The organism is Candidatus Zixiibacteriota bacterium (assembly GCA_036397555.1).
Lineage (GTDB): Bacteria > Zixibacteria > MSB-5A5 > WJJR01 > WJJR01 > DATKYL01.
Map to the genome: position 1 here is coordinate 51,956 of DASWIS010000001.1, position 18,372 is coordinate 70,327.

Annotated in this window: 12 protein-coding genes; 3 read left to right on the forward strand and 9 right to left on the reverse strand. The window is 61.4% G+C overall.

Translation table 11 applies throughout. The features are described from left to right. The first annotated feature begins 4 nt into the window (after nt 1-4). Nucleotides 5-1,858: a HEAT repeat domain-containing protein gene (locus VGB22_00265; protein ID HEX9749711.1), complete on the forward strand. Its 1,854-nt coding sequence runs from the start codon at nt 5-7 to the stop codon at nt 1,856-1,858. Beyond that, nucleotides 1,855-3,363: an HD domain-containing phosphohydrolase gene (locus VGB22_00270; protein ID HEX9749712.1), complete on the forward strand. Its 1,509-nt coding sequence runs from the start codon at nt 1,855-1,857 to the stop codon at nt 3,361-3,363. The genes VGB22_00265 and VGB22_00270 overlap by 4 nt, the downstream gene beginning before the upstream one ends. 20 nt (nt 3,364-3,383) lie before the next feature. Here the strand turns inward: VGB22_00270 and lepA are convergent, their stop codons facing one another. The 6 genes from lepA to ileS all read right to left on the reverse strand — a co-directional run bounded on the left by lepA (nt 3,384) and on the right by ileS (nt 13,839). Further along, a complete protein-coding gene (lepA, locus tag VGB22_00275) occupies nt 3,384-5,186 on the reverse strand; it encodes a translation elongation factor 4 (protein ID HEX9749713.1) in 1,803 nt (600 codons plus the stop codon). A 156-nt stretch (nt 5,187-5,342) separates the two neighbouring features. Further along, nucleotides 5,343-8,345, reverse strand: coding sequence for a hypothetical protein (locus tag VGB22_00280; GenBank protein ID HEX9749714.1), 3,003 nt, complete (start codon nt 8,343-8,345; stop codon nt 5,343-5,345). Between the two features lie 153 nt (nt 8,346-8,498). Further along, nucleotides 8,499-9,506 carry an RluA family pseudouridine synthase gene (locus VGB22_00285; protein ID HEX9749715.1) on the reverse strand — a complete coding sequence of 336 codons (1,008 nt, stop codon included), beginning with the start codon at nt 9,504-9,506 and terminating at the stop codon, nt 8,499-8,501. Continuing rightward, nucleotides 9,481-10,203: a signal peptidase II gene (lspA, locus tag VGB22_00290; protein HEX9749716.1), complete on the reverse strand. Its 723-nt coding sequence runs from the start codon at nt 10,201-10,203 to the stop codon at nt 9,481-9,483. Before lspA ends, VGB22_00285 begins: the two co-directional genes overlap by 26 nt. A gap of 37 nt (nt 10,204-10,240) precedes the next feature. After that, on the reverse strand, nt 10,241-10,624 hold the full coding sequence (locus tag VGB22_00295) for a TraR/DksA C4-type zinc finger protein (GenBank protein HEX9749717.1): 384 nt from the start codon (nt 10,622-10,624) through the stop codon (nt 10,241-10,243). Between the two features lie 35 nt (nt 10,625-10,659). Continuing rightward, nucleotides 10,660-13,839, reverse strand: coding sequence for an isoleucine--tRNA ligase (gene ileS, locus VGB22_00300; protein HEX9749718.1), 3,180 nt, complete (start codon nt 13,837-13,839; stop codon nt 10,660-10,662). Nucleotides 13,840-14,082: 243 nt separating this feature from the next. Between ileS and VGB22_00305 the strand changes: the two genes are divergently transcribed. Then, entirely contained in the window at nt 14,083-14,460 is a 378-nt protein-coding gene (locus tag VGB22_00305) for a hypothetical protein (protein HEX9749719.1), read from the forward strand. 74 nt (nt 14,461-14,534) lie between these two features. Here VGB22_00305 and VGB22_00310 read toward each other — a convergent pair whose 3' ends face one another. From VGB22_00310 to VGB22_00320, 3 genes are all read right to left on the reverse strand, one after another. Further along, nucleotides 14,535-15,359 (reverse strand): purine-nucleoside phosphorylase, encoded by an 825-nt coding sequence (locus VGB22_00310; protein HEX9749720.1) that lies wholly within the window; start codon nt 15,357-15,359, stop codon nt 14,535-14,537. Nucleotides 15,360-15,526: 167 nt separating this feature from the next. Next, on the reverse strand, nt 15,527-16,231 hold the full coding sequence (locus VGB22_00315; protein HEX9749721.1) for a YggS family pyridoxal phosphate-dependent enzyme: 705 nt from the start codon (nt 16,229-16,231) through the stop codon (nt 15,527-15,529). A gap of 86 nt (nt 16,232-16,317) precedes the next feature. Then, nucleotides 16,318-18,234: a S9 family peptidase gene (locus VGB22_00320; protein HEX9749722.1), complete on the reverse strand. Its 1,917-nt coding sequence runs from the start codon at nt 18,232-18,234 to the stop codon at nt 16,318-16,320. Nucleotides 18,235-18,372: the final 138 nt, after the last annotated feature.

An 18,372-nucleotide genomic window follows, 5' to 3' on the forward strand; every position in this document is an offset into this window, starting at 1 on the left:
ATAGATGCAGGGCGAACTCATGGTCGAACACAACTACATCGACTTCGGGGACAAGGGGGCGGCCGCCGGCAGCGGCGGCGGGCTGCACAACATCGCCGGCGATGTCCTGGCATCGTTGCGCGAATTCTGCACGACGTGGACACGCGCCGTGCGCACGATTTGTCTGTACCCGCCGACGAATCCGCTTCCCGACGAATTCCGCGAGAAGTTTCACGACGCGCTCACGCGCCATCTCGACGAACAGGGATCATTCACGCTTACGACCTTTGACGGCGGTTTTGCCTACGAGGGTGAGACGGTGTTGGAGGAGAATGCCGGTGAGGAGAGTCTCTCCTTTCTTTTCTTCCGTGACGGCGTACGGGAGATCACCTTTGCCACCGGCGTGTCGCGCGAGGAGACCGACCGTTTCCTCGACGTGCTGGCCAGCGCGTTTGCGGCGGGTTCGGTGTCCGTCGACATGGCGAACGAACTGTGGGAGGCCGGTCTGCCGCACATCAAGCACCGCACGGTCGACCGCATCGTCGAAGGGGCATACATCGAAGCGGCCGATTCACCGACGCTGGAAAACATCCATCGTCGCTTTGTCGATGCCAGCGGCACCGGCGGCGGTGAAACGGCCGATGGCGAGCCCGGCGGCGGGGGGGATGGCGAAGAGGAAGTCGACGAAGGACCATACCAGGGAGTCCAAAGGCAGCGCTTCCAGCACATCGTGCAGGTGTTCGGCGATGTCACCGCGTTAACCGCCGAAGAAAAGTCGCGCGTCGCGATCCTGGCACGGGAGCTCAGGGAGTCTGCTCCGGAAAAGCTGGGTCTGGACGTTCTCCTGGAAATTCTGCGGGCGGCCGAGGACACGCGCGTGGCCGAGGAGACGGTCGCCGTGCTGGAAAGACAGGTCGAACGCTGCGTCGAGAACGCGCGCTGGGATTTGGTGCACGAGATCATCGATGCGCTGCGTACGCTGGAACCGGAGACCGACTCGCATCTGCAGCGACGCATTCGCGAGGCGATCTCCCGGATCTGCCGTCGCGATCACTTCGAGCGGCTGGCCTCGTTTCTCAATGCCAATCCGCAGACCGATCTGGAGGCGATACGCGCGTTGCTGCCGTTGTACGGGTCGCCGGCGATCATGCCGATCACGGCGATGCTGGGCACGCTCGAAGGACGTCCCGCGCGCATGATGGTGTGCGAGTTCCTGAGTAAACAGGGTCGTGATACGATCGATCTGGTCGGCGGATTCATCTACGACAAGCGCTGGTTCGTCGTGCGCAACGTGGCGATGATCCTCGGTGAGATCGGACATGAGCGCGCGTTGACGTTCCTGCGGCGATCGGCCTCCCATGCGGACGCGCGCGTGCGGCTCGAGACCCTGCGCGCGGCAGCAAAGATCGGCGGCAGCAATGCCAATGTGCTGGTCCGTGAGTTTCTCAAAGACGGCGAAGTCGATCTGCGCAAGCGCGCGCTGCGTGTTCTGGGGCAAACAGGGGATCCGGCCGTGCGCGATGAGATCCGAGCGCTGGTGGCCGATGATGACTCGATGCCCGACAAGGACCCGCAGGAGTTGCGCGAGATGTTCGTCGCGCATGTGCGTCTCGGCGGGGAACGCGCCGTCTCCGATCTGGTCGATGTGATCGGGAAGAACCGGCTCTTCGGACGCTCCCGCTGGCAGGCGGTGCGCGTCGCGGCCACACACTCGCTGGCCGATGCGACCGTCTCGCGGGCACGCGAAAAGCTCGAGGAGCTTAGCCACGACCGCAACGAAGCGGTCGCCGCCGCCGCGCGGGCGGCGCTGCAACATTTACGCGCGCCGCAGGCGCATCCCGGCACGCACGACGATGTGTTGGAGGATTTCGAGGAATGAATGAACGGACCGCCGCACGGGGGATGAGCGCCGAAGAACGGGCCGTCCGTCTCTCCGCACTCAAGGCATTCTTCGCCACCTGGCGCGCGGCCGCCGTCTATGATGAAAACAACCATGCCTACCAGTCGCGACGGGGTGAATTGATCCAGGCGCTGGAGGCGACCTTCAACCTGGGCGGCTCGTTCGCCATTCAGTATCAGGACGACTACATATTCGTCAACGGCGAACGCATCAACTACGACCGCGACTTCGGATTCGGACGCTCACTCGCGACGCGCTTCGCCGAGCTGGGGTTGGGCGGCATTACCATCAACCCTGACGCCTCGACGGACCAGGTCGACCGCGCGCTCTTTGCGTTGGCGCAGGCCGACCGCCGCGTCGCCGTACCGTATGACGCGCTCACGGCAATGTGGGAGACGTTGGGAATCAGCGGCATCACGCTGGCTCCGCTGGCGGCCCACACCGCGTCGCGTCAGACCGATGCGGGGGAACAATCCGCAACCAACGCGCGCGTCAAACGGAAACGCCGCGCGCGGGCGCTCTTTGTGCGTTCCGAACGGATCGTCCGTGACTGCTGGGAACGCGTCCGCGACAACCGCTCGTTCGAGGGATCGTCGGTCGAGCGCGTTGTCCACCAACTGATCGACGAGGTGGCGCACGACGAGGACATGCTCCTGGAGTTTTCGACGCTGAAGGACTTCGATGAGTACACGTTCTTCCATTCGGTGAATGTGGCGATCTACTCGATCGCTGTCGGGATGCGCCTGGGGCTCGACCGGACGGCGCTGGCCGATCTGGGAATCGCCGCGCTCCTGCACGACATCGGCAAAGTCAAACTGCCGCGCGATCTGATCAGTAAGCCGTCGGAGTTCGATGACGACGACTGGCTGCAAATGCAGCGGCATCCGATCTTCGGGGCGATGACCATTGCCGCGATGCGTGTCCTCGATGGACAGAGCGGCGCGGCGATCGCCGTCGCATTTGAGCACCACCTGAAGATGGATCTCAGCGGCTACCCGAAATTGACACACCCGCGACCGCTGCATCTGTTCTCGCGCATCGTGACCGTCTGCGACAGCTTCGATGCCATGACATCGGGACGCGTTTACCAACGAGACCGCATTCAGCCCGATGAGGCCATGCGACGCCTGTTGTACCGAGCCAAAGAGTGGTACGATCCGCTCGTCATGAAGGCCTTCGTCAGCGTCGTCGGCGTGTTCCCGGTCGGGAGTCTGGTGCGGCTCTCCGATAACTCGGTGGCTGTCGTCGTTCGCAACGACGGGGTCGATCTGTATTGCCCCGAAGTGATGGTGGTCCGGGATGCCGAACGGCAGCCGTGCAGACGCGAGCTCAAGCTGCACATCGATGCGGCCGATTCGTCATCCGACCGGCTGCACATCATGACCGTGCTGGATCCACACGATGAGGGCATCGACGTGCACGAGTACATTGCCGGCGACGAGACGCCGCTGTTGCCCGAAGACGTCACCACGACCGTCCCGTGACCGGACCGGGTGCTTTTCGATCAGTCCGACACCTTCAGGACGGCCAGAAACGCCTCCGGGGGCACATCGACGTTGCCGACGCGTTTCATGCGTTTCTTTCCGGCCTTTTGTTTTTCCAACAGCTTGCGTTTGCGCGTGACATCGCCCCCGTAGAGTTTGGCGATGACATCCTTGCGCAGCGGCTTGATCGACTCGCGGGCAATCGGTTTTCCCGCGCCGAGCGCCGCCTGGATGACCACCTCGAACTGCTGGCGCGGGATCAGTTCCTTGAGCGTTTCGCACAGTTTGCGCCCCAGCCGATACGCGTTGTCCCGGTGCACGACCGTTGAGAGCGCATCGACCGCCTTGCCCGCCAGGCGAATCTCCAGTTTTTCCAACGGACGGACACGGTACTCCAGAGGATCATAGTCCAGCGAACCGTAACCGCGCGTGATCGACTTGAGCCGGTCGTAGAAATCGAAGAGAATCTCCGCCAACGGCAGATCGAATATCAGACGCGCCCGCTCGCCGGTGATGTATTCGGTCGTCTGGTACTCGCCGCGCTTGCCGTTGGCCAGAGTCATCACAGATCCCAGCGCATCCGCCGGACAGATGATGTGCGCGCGCACATATGGTTCGGCGATCGATTCGTACTCGCCCCGGGGCGGAACAGCGGCGGGATTGTCCACGGTCCTCACGGTACCGTCGTTCATGGTCACATGGTATTCGACATTCGGCACCGTCGCGACGATTGCCTGCCCGAATTCACGGGCGAGACGTTCGCGCACAATCTCCAGGTGCAGCAGCCCCAGAAAGCCGCAGCGGAATCCGAAGCCCAGGGCCAGCGAGCGCTCCGGAACGAACGTCAGCGACGAGTCATTGAGCCGCAGTTTCTCCAGCGCCGTGCGCAGATCGCCGTAACGGTCCACATCGGCGGGAAACAGGCCCGAGAAGACCATCGGCTTGATCGCGCGAAAGCCGGGCAGCCGCTCCGACGCGGGATTCTCGACCGTGGTGATTGTGTCGCCGACGCGCGCCTCGTGGATGTCCTTCATGTGCGCCGTACAGTAGCCGACTTCCCCGGCCGCGATGCGTCCGGTCGGCACATACGCCAACTGCAAAATCCCGACAGCTTCGATTTCGTATTCGCCCTTGTGCGCGAAGAAGCGGATGCGATCGTCCTTCTTGAGTTCGCCATCGACGATGCGCACATACGCGATCGCGCCATGGTAGGTGTCGTAAGTCGAGTCGAAGACCAACGCGCGCAGCGGCGCTTCGGGGTTGCCGCGCGGCGACGGGAATCTCTGGACAATCGCCTCCAACAGCTCTTCGACATTTGTCCCGGCTTTGGCCGACAGCCGGATGACTTCGCCGGGTTCGCAGGAGAGCAGATCGGCCAGCTCGGCACCGTGACGCGCGGCATCGGCCGCCGGCAGATCGATCTTGTTGAGCACCGGGATGATCGTGAGACCCGCTTCGATGGCGAGATAGGCGTTGGCGACCGTCTGCGCCTGAATGCCCTGCGCGGCATCGACCACCAACACGGCTCCCTCGCAGGCCGAGAGGGCGCGCGAGACTTCGTAGTTGAAATCGACATGCCCCGGCGTGTCGATCAGGTTTAAGACGTGCTCTTGTCCGCCGCGTGCTGTGTACCGCATGCGGATCGCGTGCGACTTGATCGTAATGCCGCGTTCACGTTCCAGGTCCATGCTGTCGAGCACCTGTTCGCGCATGCGACGCTGCTCGATCGTTCCGGTCATTTCCAGCAGACGGTCAGCCAGCGTCGATTTGCCGTGATCGATGTGCGCGATGATGGAGAAGTTGCGGATGAACTGCTGGTCCATAGAGTATGCCGTTTCCAACGGCCGCTGCCGCGACCGGCGGCCAATGGTACGGTTTTATCGGGGTTTCGACAAGCCGTGCCCGGAGACGACGACGTGCATGAGCATACACCGGGCCGTCGGGCGGCCCGGTGTCGTGCCACGACAATGCGCATGCGTCTACTGGTTGATCGCCGGTCCGCCGTCGCAGTCGGGCGGCTGAAGCCCCGCGCGGAAGACGTAGTCGATCAGACGCACGACGTCGAAAACGTTGGTGAAGGTGTCGCAGTTGATGTCGGCGTGTTCCACGGGTTCAGGCGGCGCTTCCGCGCGGAAGATATATCCGATCAAACACACGATGTCGAACACATCGACACTGCAGTTGGGCGTCCGGTTGGGTCCCCCGCACAAGTCGCCCTCAAAGTAGTCCTGTTTGACGGTGCAGGAGATCGGACGGGCCGACTGCCCCGCCTTGATGTAATAAATCGTGAGCGTTCCCGACGATCCGACCGGAGTCAGATCCGACGTGCAGATGCGAATGAGCGAGACCAAGCCGACCCCGAATGTGTCGATCACCGTGTCTTTAGGCGGTTCGTATGTCCAACCCAGCGCCAGCAGAAGCGGATCGGACCAGCGGGTCACAATTTCGTCGGCGTCGACCAAGTCACGGATATAAAACACAAAGCAGGTCGCTGCCGGTGGGCACTGCCGCGTGATCACAGCACAAGTCGCGGCGACATTGAAGGAATCGCAGCAATCGGTGTAGAGTCTGGCTTCCAGACACATGTCGCGGTAATTGGGAACGATTAGGGTCACGCTGGAGTCTTCGATCACGCCGCCGGGCAGCAGCGTCTGTCCCAACGTGATCACGTCGATGCGTTCCCAAGTCGGTGTGGCACTGGCAACGCTTTGCCACAGCACCACCGAGTCGACGTTGCAGGCGTCCCCAGCGGGGTTGTTCTGAACCAACCAGCGGACGGTGACCGTGTCGTCCGGCTCGAATCCGCCCTCGGGATCGAAGCCGAGCTTTTGTGTCAGGTATTCGCACGGTCCGGATGGGAAGCAGTGATCGCAGCAGTGCGCGACATGGCGCTGGGAGTCCAGATCGTCAACTTCGCCATCGGCGTTCAAGTCGCGGCAATCGCCCAGCGCGTCATCGTGATCGTCGGGCGTGACGCAATTGTCGCCGTCAACATCGGTCGAGCGCACCGGCACCGTCGTCGAGAATCCACAACCCGTGGTGATCGTCACGTCACAGTCGGGGCAGTCGCCGCCCGCCGCGATGGAGAACATGACCTCGCCGTCGGCATCGCTGGCGACTTCGGCGGGCACGATCGGCCACGAGGGATAGAGCCCGGGCTGCGGCACAAACTCGCTGCCGACACAATCAGAAAAATCCAGTGTGACATCGCTGTAGCCGACCATCGGCATGTTGGATTGGTCTTTGAGATGGACGCTGAAGACTACATCGCCCTTGGGGCAGGCCAGCAGGTAGGGGTCGGTTGTTGTCGCGGTCGCGCAACCGGGTGGCACGCCGATGGTGATGATCCCCTTGGTGAACTCGGGCAAATGGCACGTGCGCGTACCGCACTCGATGAACACGAGATGGTTCGCGGGTGTCACGCAGGCGGTATCAATCTCAAATTGGCCGTTCGTCGCTGTAACATCGAAAGTGAGCAGGACCGATGGAGTACCCGAGCCCGGTGAACCATCCGTCCCAGACGCCATGCACGTTGCGCTTGCTCCATATGCCAGGTATGAGACCGCATCAGGGCTTGAACCCAGGTTCGCCGCAGCGGTCGAGACGGCCCACGATTGCGACACGGGACCGCTGCAGTCATTGGACGCGCTCGGGGTGGTAAAGTACCGACCCGCTCCACTGCCCAGACCCGCCGCTGCCAGCCGTCCCTGCACGGTCAGACTGAAATTGCCGGCAATGAATGCACCGGGCTGAATCGAGCGCAGCTCCAGCGGCACGACAATGGCCTCGATACCCACGCTGTTTGTCACGTAGCCGCCGACCGTCACGGCAGCGGCTCCCGTCGCAACTGTCTTCGACTCGATGACCAGACTATTGCCGACCGAGGGACTACCGGGTTCACATACAGGAGGTATCGTGCCATCGCAGGGCTGACAGGGAGGTGCGCCATTCAAGAAAACTCGCTCGGTCACTAGATCGACATCAATGGCATTGACCACGCCATCGCAATTGAAATCCTCGCGTGCAACCGGGCAGTCGGGGTCGAATGTCGGAGTTCCGCCTCCGAAAGCCACATCGATGACCAAGGCGAGATCAGAAGTTGTAATTCCACCCGAGCCGTCCGGGTTTCCGGGGAACGGGCAGGAGCAGTCGAGGACGGTGATGACGCCCTTGGTGAATTCGGGGGGATGGCAGATGTGAGAGTTGTCGACGAAGACGAGGAAATTGTCCGGCGTGACACAGCACGTGTCGATCTCGAATTGTCCGCTGGCGGCAGAAACATCGAAAGTCAATTGAAAGGATGGTGTTCCCGCTCCGGGCGTTCCATCGGTCCCCGGTGAGAGGAAGTTCTGTTCTCCAACTCCGGCATAAAAGACCGCGTCTGGAGACACGCCGAGGTTGGCGGGACTCGTGGACTCAGACCATGTTTGTGACACCGGCCCGCTGCAAGTCTGAGCCGACGGAATATCGAAGAAACGAATAACTTGATAATCGGGAGGAAACAGCCCGGCGATACGTCCCTGCGGCTGGAAATTCACATTGTCAGAAACGAACGCCCCACCGGTCACCGTGCGCAGTTCCAACGGTAGCACGACAGCTTCGACTGTCACACTATTGGTTAGATATATGCCGACAGTAACCCCAGTTGCGCCGAGGGTCACGGACTTCGATTCGATGACGACACTGTTGCCGGGGGACGGTCCGCCCATGGGGCAATCCTCCGGAACAAATGAGCCGGATCGATCCGGCAGAATCATTCCGGTCACATCCGGATTCTGTGTGACCGGTTCAGGAGAGCCGCGATCAAGGTCTGTGGCGGGATTCTCGGCGGTCACGACGCCATTGTTACCCGATCTGATGTCCGTCGTCAGCATCCCGGAATCCGTTGTGCCGGGCTGAGATGTCTCCGATCCATGCAGATGCGACGTGGCGCACGCAATCGCCGTTCCAACGATGATGACGCGACGCATGTTTCTCGCCATCTTCTCCCTCCTCTGTCAATAGCCCTGCCTGAGTGCCGCCGGACGTATCGGCGACACCTGTGAGTTTGTGAGGCGCTCAAGCGAAGTCGGGTGTACTGACGGAAAGCTTACTGCAGAAAGTATGTGCGATTCGATGGGATTGAAGTCAAGCGGTTAATGATCGGCTCTGGATTGGGCCGATCGCATCAGTTGAGTGAGCGCAATGAAGTCCTCCGGCAACGAGGCGGTCCATTCCATCGCCGTCGCTGTACCCGGGTGGATCAGCGCGAGTGCCCGGGCATGCAGTGCCGGACGATCGATCGCCTCCAGCATCCTACGTCCGAGCAGGCGTCTGTGCGGATCGATGCCGCGCAGATGCTGCGCACCGCCGCCGTAGTCGGTGTCGCCGACGAGAGGGTGCCCCGCCTGCGACAAATGCACACGGATCTGGTGGGTGCGCCCCGTCTGCAGTTTCACTTCGACTAAATCGGCCAGCTCGTATCGCTCCAAAACACGCACATGGGATTTCGCCTCACGTCCCTTGGCAGTCACCGCCATTTTCTTCCGGTCCGACCGGGAACGGCCGATGGGGGCGTCGATCTCGATCGCGCTTTTGCGCAGATGTCCCCAACAGACCGCCCAATAGATGCGCGTGAGCGTCCGACTCCGCAATTGTTCGGCCAGCAGGTGATGTGCGCGTTCATTGCGCGCGACGACCATCAGTCCCGAAGTGCCTTTGTCCAACCGATGGACAATCCCCGGGCGCATTCCCCGATCGCCCGCCACGGGAGTCAGCGTCCCATGTCCGAGCAGTGCATTGACCAGAGTTCCGGTACGGTGGCCGACCGCCGGATGCACGACCATGCCCGCGGGTTTATTGACGACGATGATGTCGTCATCTTCATACACGATGTCGAGCGCGATCTGTTCGGGCTGGGGCGGCACATCGTCGGCATCGGCTCGCATCAGCGTGACGGCAACGCGGTCCCCGTCATGCAGGCGACTGTTGGATTTCACCGCGACTCCGTTGATCAGGAGCGCACCGGCGAGGGCCGCGCGTTGAATCTGCGCGCGCGAGCAATCTGTCAGTCGCCCGGCCAGAAACTTATCGACCCGCTCGCCTTCGTCTGCAGGGTCGGCGTCGAATGCAAATGAGTTATGGTCCGTCTGCAGCGGTGTCACTGACGGAATCCATTGTGGGTGACGGAGAGGAGGTCGGCGTGTCCCGCGCGGCCAATGCTTCGCGTCGTTTGCGCGACAGGCAGACAATCGGATCATACCAAAGAGTCAGCAGCAACAGCACGATGCCGACGCTCACCGCCGAGTCGGCGACGTTAAACGTGGGCCAGCGGTCCATCGGATAGCCGGGATGATGGATGAAGCCGAAATCGAAGGCGGGAATGGTCAGATCGACAAACTCAACGTCGACAAAGTCGGTGACCTCGCCATGGATCGCGCGATCGGCGAGATTGCCCAACGCGCCGCCGAGAATGAGCGCCAGTGCCCAGATCGACAGGCGGCGCGTGTATCCGGCGCGCGCAATCTGCCGGATGATCCAAATGCTCACCAGAATCGCCGCGGCATAGTAGATGCCGACATGGCCCCAACGCAGACCGAATGCGCCGCCCGGATTGCGGACCGAAGTGATGCGCAGCCAGTTGCCGAAGACTCCGACCGAGTCCCCCGGCTCCATGGCCACCCGGATGATCCACTTGGTCAGTTGATCGGCTGTCAGGATGCACGCCGACAAAAGCCACAGCATCCCCGCTGCGTGCCGGGGGATCGGAATTTCCGATGCTGATGGGGAAGTTCGCGAGTGAATGGGGTCGGACAGGATGCGTTCGGACCCCTCCGGCGGGGCCGGGATTGTCCCGCTCATCGGCGTGAAACCATCGCTGTGCACATCCGCTTGGGCATTATCGTCCGGCCTGTTTCTGTTCTTCTTTTTCCTTGCAGGCGATGCAAAAGCGGGCGTGCGGAACTGCTTCCAATCGCGCGTGGGAGATTTCCTTGCCGCAGATTTCACAGTTTCCATACGTGCCATCGGCAATGCGACGCAAGGCCTGATCGAGATGGTAGAGAAAGCGTCCCGATTTCGAGGCGAGATAGAAGGACTTCTCGCGTTCGTTGGCATCGGTGCCCAGGTCGGCCATGTGGTACGCGTGCGTCGACAGATCGCCGGCCGCTTCGGTCTGAGTCGAATTGGCGGTCGATTCCCGCAGGTGGCCGATATCGGCCATGAGTCCCGCCCGACGCTCCAGCAGTAGCTTCTCAAACTTGTCGAGGTCCTTCTTGTTCAATGCATGCTCCTTGTGTCGCCACCGCCCTTCGGGGGTCAGTCGGCGCGGACAATGGTAATAGCTGCCGGCTGGCCGTTCAAGTCTACTTGGTGGGCATCGCCGTTGTCAGCGGCTCCCTCAGCCAGCGTCAATTCAACCGCCAATGTCTCGCTTTTGATCCTGTCTTTGTGCGCGGTGATGCCGGCCAGGGCCGCGGGGGTTGTCCGCACGGTCAGCCGGATCCGGTCGGTCACTTCCAGTCCTATCGCCTTGCGCGTGTTTTGCACGCGGTTGATCAGCTCGCGCGCGTACCCTTCGGCGGTGAGGTCGTCGGTCAGGCGGGTGTCGATCCCGACGATGAGCGATCCGTCCGCCTCGCAATGGTATCCATCGGCAGCGGCGACCCCGATGATCAGGTCTGCGCCTCCCAGCGAGATCGGGGCGCCTTCGACCGTCACAGTTCCCTTCTGCCGACGGCGAAACTCGTTGATGTCGTGATCGGTCCAGGCCGACAGCGCCTGCTGCAGTGCCTTCATGCGCGGGCCGATTTTCTTGCCCAGCGCCGGAAAGTTGGGCTTGATCGTCAATCGCCCGAGAGTTCCCAAGGCGTCGCGCAGCGCGACTTTTTTGACATTCAATTCGGTGGCGATCAGGGCGCGCATCGGCTCGACATCGGCGCCCGACCAGTCCGTCGGCATCACGACCACCGCCTCGGCCAGCGGCTGACGTGTCTTCAGCCGCGCCAGCGTGCGCGCCGTGCGCCCCAAACCGACAATCCGCTGCGCCGCTCCCATGCGTTTCTCAAGCGACAGATCGATGGCCGACCGTTCGGATTTCGGAAAATCGGTCAGATGCACCGAGCGCGGCCAAACGCCGCTGCCGTTTTCCCCTACCAGCCTTCGATAGGAATACTCCGCGTAGAATGGCGCCGCCGGTGCGGCCATTTGCGCGATGGCCAGCAGCGTGCGCGCCAGTGATGCAAAGGCACCGAGCTTGTCATCTCCGGTGCCCGACATCCAGAAGCGGCGTCGATTCAGTCGCACATACCAGTTGGACATGTCATCGACCAGGAAATCGGCAATGCCGCGGACCGCGCGCGTGATGTCGAACCCCTCGTAGGCCTGATCGACGGCCGCGATCACGCTGGCCGTGCGCGATACCAGCCACCGGTCGAATTCGTTCGACGACGCCGGACGTCTCAGAATCTCCGGGGTGTCGATCCGATCGATCCCGGCATACAGCTCATAAAACGACAGCGTATTGTTCCAGGTGTCGAAGAAGCGGTTGCGCACCTCGGTGACGGCGGCGGGATCGAAACGGGTCGGCAGCCACGGCGCCGAAACCGACAATGTGTACCAGCGCAGAGGATCGACGCCGTCACTGTTGATCACATCCCAGGGATCGACGGCATTGCCACGGCTCTTGGACATCTTCTGGCCGCTTTTGTCCAGGATGAAATCGTTGACGAGGCAGCGTCGGTATGACGGCTGTCCGGTCAACAGAACCGCGATGGCATGCAGCGAATAAAACCAGCCGCGTGTCTGGTCGACTCCCTCGCTGATAAAATCGCCGGGGAAGAGACGGTCGAAGTCGTCTTTGTGCTCGAACGGGTAATGCCACTGGGCGAAGGGCATCGCGCCGGAGTCGAACCAGACGTCGATGACTTCGGGCACGCGGCGCATGGCGCCACCGCACTTGCATGTCAGCGTCACGTCATCGACATGCGGCTTGTGCAGGTCGAGCGGGTCGGGGACATGCGATCCGCGCGATTGCAGGTCAGCGACCGATTCAACCGCCGTCGACTCCTTGCATCTCTCGCACACCCAAATCGGCAACGGCGTGCCCCAAAACCGTTCGCGCGAGAGCGCCCAATCGACATTGTTTTCGAGCCACTCGCCGAAACGACCGGTGCCGATCTCCGGCGGGAACCACGCAATCTTGCCGTTGGCTTCCAAAAGTTGTTTGCGAAACTCCGACGTGCGGATGTACCACGAACGGCGCGCGTAATACAGCAAGGGCGTGTCGCAGCGCCAGCAAAAGGGATAGGTGTGTTCGATCTGCCCGGCATCGAAGAGACGGCCCGCATGGCGGATATCCCTGATAATCTGCTTGTCGGCATCCTTGACAAACTGCCCGGCGTACGGTGCGATCCTGTCTTCAAACGTGCCGTCGGGATGTACCGGCTGCAGCAGCGGCAGGCCGTGGCGCCGTCCGATCTCGTAGTCGTCGGCGCCGAAGGCGGGCGCCATGTGCACGATCCCGGTCCCGTCATCGGTCGAGACGAATTCGGCTGGGAGGACGCTGAAGATCCGTTCTTCGGGCTGGTCTGTGAAGAAGTCGAAGATCGGCGAGTACCGTTTGCCGATCAGCTCACGGCCCTGGAATCGTTTGGTGATCTCGAACCCATTCTTCAGCACCGCATCGGCGCGCGCAGCGGCGAGGATGTATTTCTTTCCATCTTTGACGGCCAGCACGTAATCGATCTCTTCGCCGACTGCCAGCGCCGTGTTTGATATCAACGTCCAGGGCGTCGTGGTCCAGACGAGAAACGACGTGTCGGGGTCATCGGCCAACGGCATCGTCACGGTCACCGACGGGTCCTGGACCGTGTCGTATCCCAGCGCCACTTCATGGCTCGACAAGCCCGTGCCACAGCGCGGGCAGTAAGGGACGACCTTGTGGCCCTCGTAGAGCATCCCACGTTGGAAGAATTGCGCGAGAATCCACCAGACCGACTCGATGTACTCGTTGGTGAGAGTGACATACGGGTTGTCCAGGTCGAGCCAGTAGCCGATACGGCGGGTGAGCGCATCCCAGTCCTTCTTATAGGTAAAGACCGACTCGCGGCAGAGGGCATTGAACTTGTCGACTCCGTAGTCGAGAATCTGCTGCTTGGATTTCAGCCCCAGCCGCTTTTCGACTTCGATTTCGACCGGCAGCCCATGCGTGTCCCAGCCGCCTTTGCGGTCGACGCGGAACCCCTTCATGGTCTTGTAGCGGCAGACCAAGTCCTTGATCGTGCGCGAGATGACATGGTGGATGCCGGGTTTCCCGTTGGCGGTCGGCGGTCCCTCGTAGAAGACAAACGGCCGTGCATCTCTACGATTCTCCAACGTGGCCGCGAAGATATTCTCCCGTTCCCAGAATGCGAGAATCTCCTCTTCAAGCGCGCCGTAGGAGATGCGCCGAGATGACGATTCGGCGGGCTTGGACGGCTTGGATGTGGTCGTGCTCATGGGCGTCTCAATCGGATTGAACCCTGCAAAAAAGCGCCGGTCGATCACCGGCGCCAGCATTAGAACAACGCTCGTGACCGACCGTCTACGGTGAGATAATTCGTATGATGATCGCGTCGTGCATGGTCGGCTCGGGCCGGCTAAACGGCTCTGTCAATATATGTCGGACAGCCAGCGGCAGGCAATAGGCCGACGGGTTGTGATTGCCAAGTCTCGGTCGGAAGTACAGATCATGTCATCCTTATGTGGATACGCTGGATCATAATCGTCGCCGCGGCCACGGTCGCCGGGTGGATGGCGTTCGACGGCACTCGTGCGCTGATCGTCGGCGATTATGTGACGCCCAAGTCGGGCCGGTACGCGGGCCAATTGGGCCCGTGGTCAAAGCTTGTTTCGGCGGTCGGGATCGAACCGCGCTCGACGACCATGAAGTCGCTCTTCGCGGTCTTGGGATTCGCGTGGTTGGCCGCTATCGTCTGCTTCGCGCTTAAGCTGCCGTGGGCGCAGACGGCCATGCTGGTCTTCGCAGTCGGATCGCTGTGGTACCTGCCGTTCGGGACGCTGCTGGGGATTGTGCAGATCGTGTTGCTGTTGGTGTCACGAATGCGCGGCGGTATCTGACCTCGATATGATATCACGGCCCCAAGGCCCGTGAGGGCAGAACTTCAGATCTGCCGGTCTGACGAATCGGCCCCCTACGGCAGCCGTTTGACGAATTCCCCGATCAGGTTCGACAGGATCGGCTCGGCTTTGCCGGCGACACCGACAATGGTCTGATGGTTCATCGGATGCAGGTTGTCGGGCAGTCCCATGTCGGTGATGATCGAGAAGCCCGCGACGCGCGTGCCCTGCTGCCGTGCGACTAAAACTTCCGGCACCGTGGACATGCCGACCACATCGGCGCCCATAATGCGCAGCATGCGATACTCAGCGGCCGTCTCGAGGTTCGGCCCGGCGACCGCGACGTAGACGCCTTTCTTCAGCGGAATCTTCAAATCGAGCGCACACTGTTCCGCCAGCCGGATGAGTGCGGGATCGTAGCACTCGAACATATCGGGGAATCGCGGGCCGAAGTCGTCGAGATTGGGGCCAATCAGCGGATTGCCGCCAATGAAATTGATGTGATCGGTGATCGCCATGATGTCACCGGCGGTGAACAACGGATTCATGCCGCCGCAGGCGTTGGAAACAATCAACACCTTGACTCCGAGCTTGTGCATCACGCGCACCGGCAAGGTGATCTGCTGCCAGGAGTACCCTTCGTAGTAGTGGAATCGCCCCTGCATTGCCACCACCGACTTGCCGCCGAGTTTGCCGAACAACAGACGCCCCGCATGCGACTCGACGGTCGAGCGTGGAAAATGCTCGATGGTTTCATATCCAATCGACTGCTCGACGGCGATTCCCTTGCCGAGCTGCCCCAAACCCGTGCCCAGGATGATGCCGACCGACGGTTTCGCGTCAGTCTGCTTGCGGATGGAGGCAGTCGCCCCGTCGATTTGTGCGCGCCAGTCGGCCATGGTCGTCTCCGTTGAGTCGAGAAGTTTTAGTCCGATCGTGCGGGGCGAATATGGGGGGGCGGTGGCGACAAGAAAAGCGGGTTTGGAGATTGAATTGGCAACTCGCAGGGACACCCCCTCACTTCGTTCGGGACCAGCCGGGCGCCGTGCCCTTCCAGAGCATGAGATCAATGCCGTTCGCCGAAGATGGCACGGCCGATGCGCAGCATCGTCGAGCCCTCGGCCAGCGCGATGCGCCAGTCGCCGCTCATCCCCATCGAGCAGTGGAGCATCGCGCCGAATCCGAGGTCGATCCGGGCGAGGCGGTCAAATGCGCTTCGCAACGTGCGGAATGAACGCGCGATGGGGGCGGTCTCATCGACGAACGGGCCGATGGTCATCAGGCCACGGATTCGTAGGTGTCGCAGACCGACGACGTGGCCGACGAGATCATCGAGCGATTCCGGTCGACAGCCGGATTTTTGCCGCTCGCCGGTTGTGTTGACCTCGATGAGGACGTCCTGGGTCTTGCCGGCCGCGTCACTGCGGTGCTCGATGGCATCGGCGAGTTCCCCGCGATCGACCGACTGGATCAGATCAAAGAGCGCGACCGCATCCCTGGTCTTATTGGTCTGAAGATGTCCGATCAGATGCCAGGTTGGCGCAGCATCGGCCCTGACTTGCGAAATCTTGACTTTGGCTTCCTGGACACGGTTCTCGCCCAAATCAGTGAGACCCGCCGCGATTGCTGACGCGATGGCCTCGGGCGGAACTGTTTTGGTGACGGCCACCAATGTCACCGAATGGCGCTCCCGCCCGAGCACAGTCAGTTCCGCGTTGAGCGCGTCTTCGAATTGACGGATGTTCTGGGTGATTGGCGATGGCTGAGTCATTATTCGAAGGTAATCACCCTTTGGTGCTCAAAAAAGCAGGGGCGCATAGCCATGCGCCCCTACATCCGAAGCCGGAATAATCGAACCTAATTCTCGAGACGTCCGCCGAGATAACGATTCAGAAACTTCTCCGAACGGCCGTAGAAGTCCAGGCGGTTCTCCGGCCGGGCGAAGCCGTGGCCCTCATCGGGATACACGACGTATTCGACATACTGCTCGTTGGCCTTGAGCGCCGCCACGATCTGCTCGGACTCCGCCTGTTTGACACGCGGATCGTTGGCGCCCTGCCCGATCAAGAGCGGGATTCGTATCTTGTCCGCCGAAAACAGCGGTGAACGCTCTTTAAGCATCTCTTCTTCTGTGGTTGGGTCGCCGACACGGTGGTACATCAGTTTAATCATGGGCTCCCAGTAGGGTGGAATCGAGGCCAACAATGTCATGATGTTCGAAGGTCCGACAATGTCCACTCCGCACGAGTACAGTTCCGGCGTAAATGCGGCGCCGGCCAGGCAGGCATAGCCGCCGTAGGATCCGCCGTATATCGCGACTTTCTCAGGGTCGGCGTATCCCTGTTCGTTGGCCCACAGCACCGCGTCGGTCAAGTCATTCTGCATGGCGCGGCCCCATTCCTTGTTGGCCGCGTTGACAAAGTCTTTGCCGAATCCGGTCGAACCGCGAAAGTTGACCTGCAACACGGCCCAACCGCGATTGGCCATCCATTGCGCCTCGGGATCGTATCCCCAGGCATCACGCGCCCACGGGCCGCCGTGCACGTTGAGCACCATCGGCAGATTCCGGGATTCGACTCCGACCGGCAAGGTCAGATAAGCCGGAAGGATCAGTCCGTCACGTGCTTGTATCTCGACGAACTTCATGGGGGCCAGCGTGTACCGATCCAGTTCGGGACGTGTCGAGAACAGCAAGGTCCCCTTCTTCGCATCGCGGCTGTAGGCGTAGTAGCGCGTTGAAAAGGTGTCTCCGGAGAACGCCAACAGCCAGTTGCGGTCGGCACGATCTCGGCTGACGACGCTGAACTCACCATCGGCCAGGGTGCGGATCGCTTCGAAATCGGCGGCCACCGTATCATCGAGGGGCTGCCAGCGGGCACGGTCGTAATTGTACGAGACCGCCTCGACTTTGTACGTGTTCGGGCTGATCATCACCTCTGCCAGATCGGTGCGATCATCTTCGGCGAGGACTGACTCTTCACCGGAGGTGACATTAACCACTTTAAGTCGTGTCACGTTCGCGCCGCGCGAATCGCCGATGTACATCCCGGTTCCGTCGGCGGTGAATCCGTATGGTGTCCCGTCCTCATTGGGATCCCACTCGATGAGCGAACGAAAGTCGTCCATTTCGGATTCCCGAACCAAGAGCGAGAAACCACCGTCGGGCAGCGAGGCGAATGCGCCCCGCACTTTGAACTTGTTGTCGGGAACCCAGCCGACGATATCCCCGCGGTTTTCACCGACGATCTTCGTCTCGCCCGTGACGAGGTTCAGATTGTACAGATCCATCAGCCGGATGTCGCGCCGGTTCATTTGAAACAGCACATCATCGGGATAATTCGGATCCAGCGCGACCGGAGTTGCTTGTACGCTGTCGAACGGCGTCAGGTCGCGTTCGGTGTCGTCGGTGAGATTGACCGCGTAGATGCGCCAGTTCTCATCGCCGCCCTTGTCTTGCATGTACAAAAGGTGCTTGTCATCGTACGCCCAGAAGTGAATGCGGATTCCGCGCAATGTGTCGTTGGTGACCACGCGGTCGTCTTCACGGCCGATGGTCTTGACCCAGACATTGAGCACGCCGTCTCTCGGCGCCAGATACGACATACGGGTGCCGTCGGGGGAGATCCGCGCTTGCGCACGAACGGGATTGCCGAACAGCAATTCGCGCGGGATCAGGGCCGGCAGCTCGGCGAAGGCCGGCCCGGAAACGAGCAGGGCCACTCCCAGGATCGTCAAGGCGCCCCACCATCGTTTCGAGATCATACTGACGTTCATTGACACTCCTTCCCGGACATAAATGAGGTCATCTGTCATCGCTGATCCGATTGCTCAGCAGACGAAGCACCGGCAGTACTGGTCGCATCGTTTCGACGAGCGGGCCGGTCCCCTGACTGCCAACGACGCGTCCCGTCG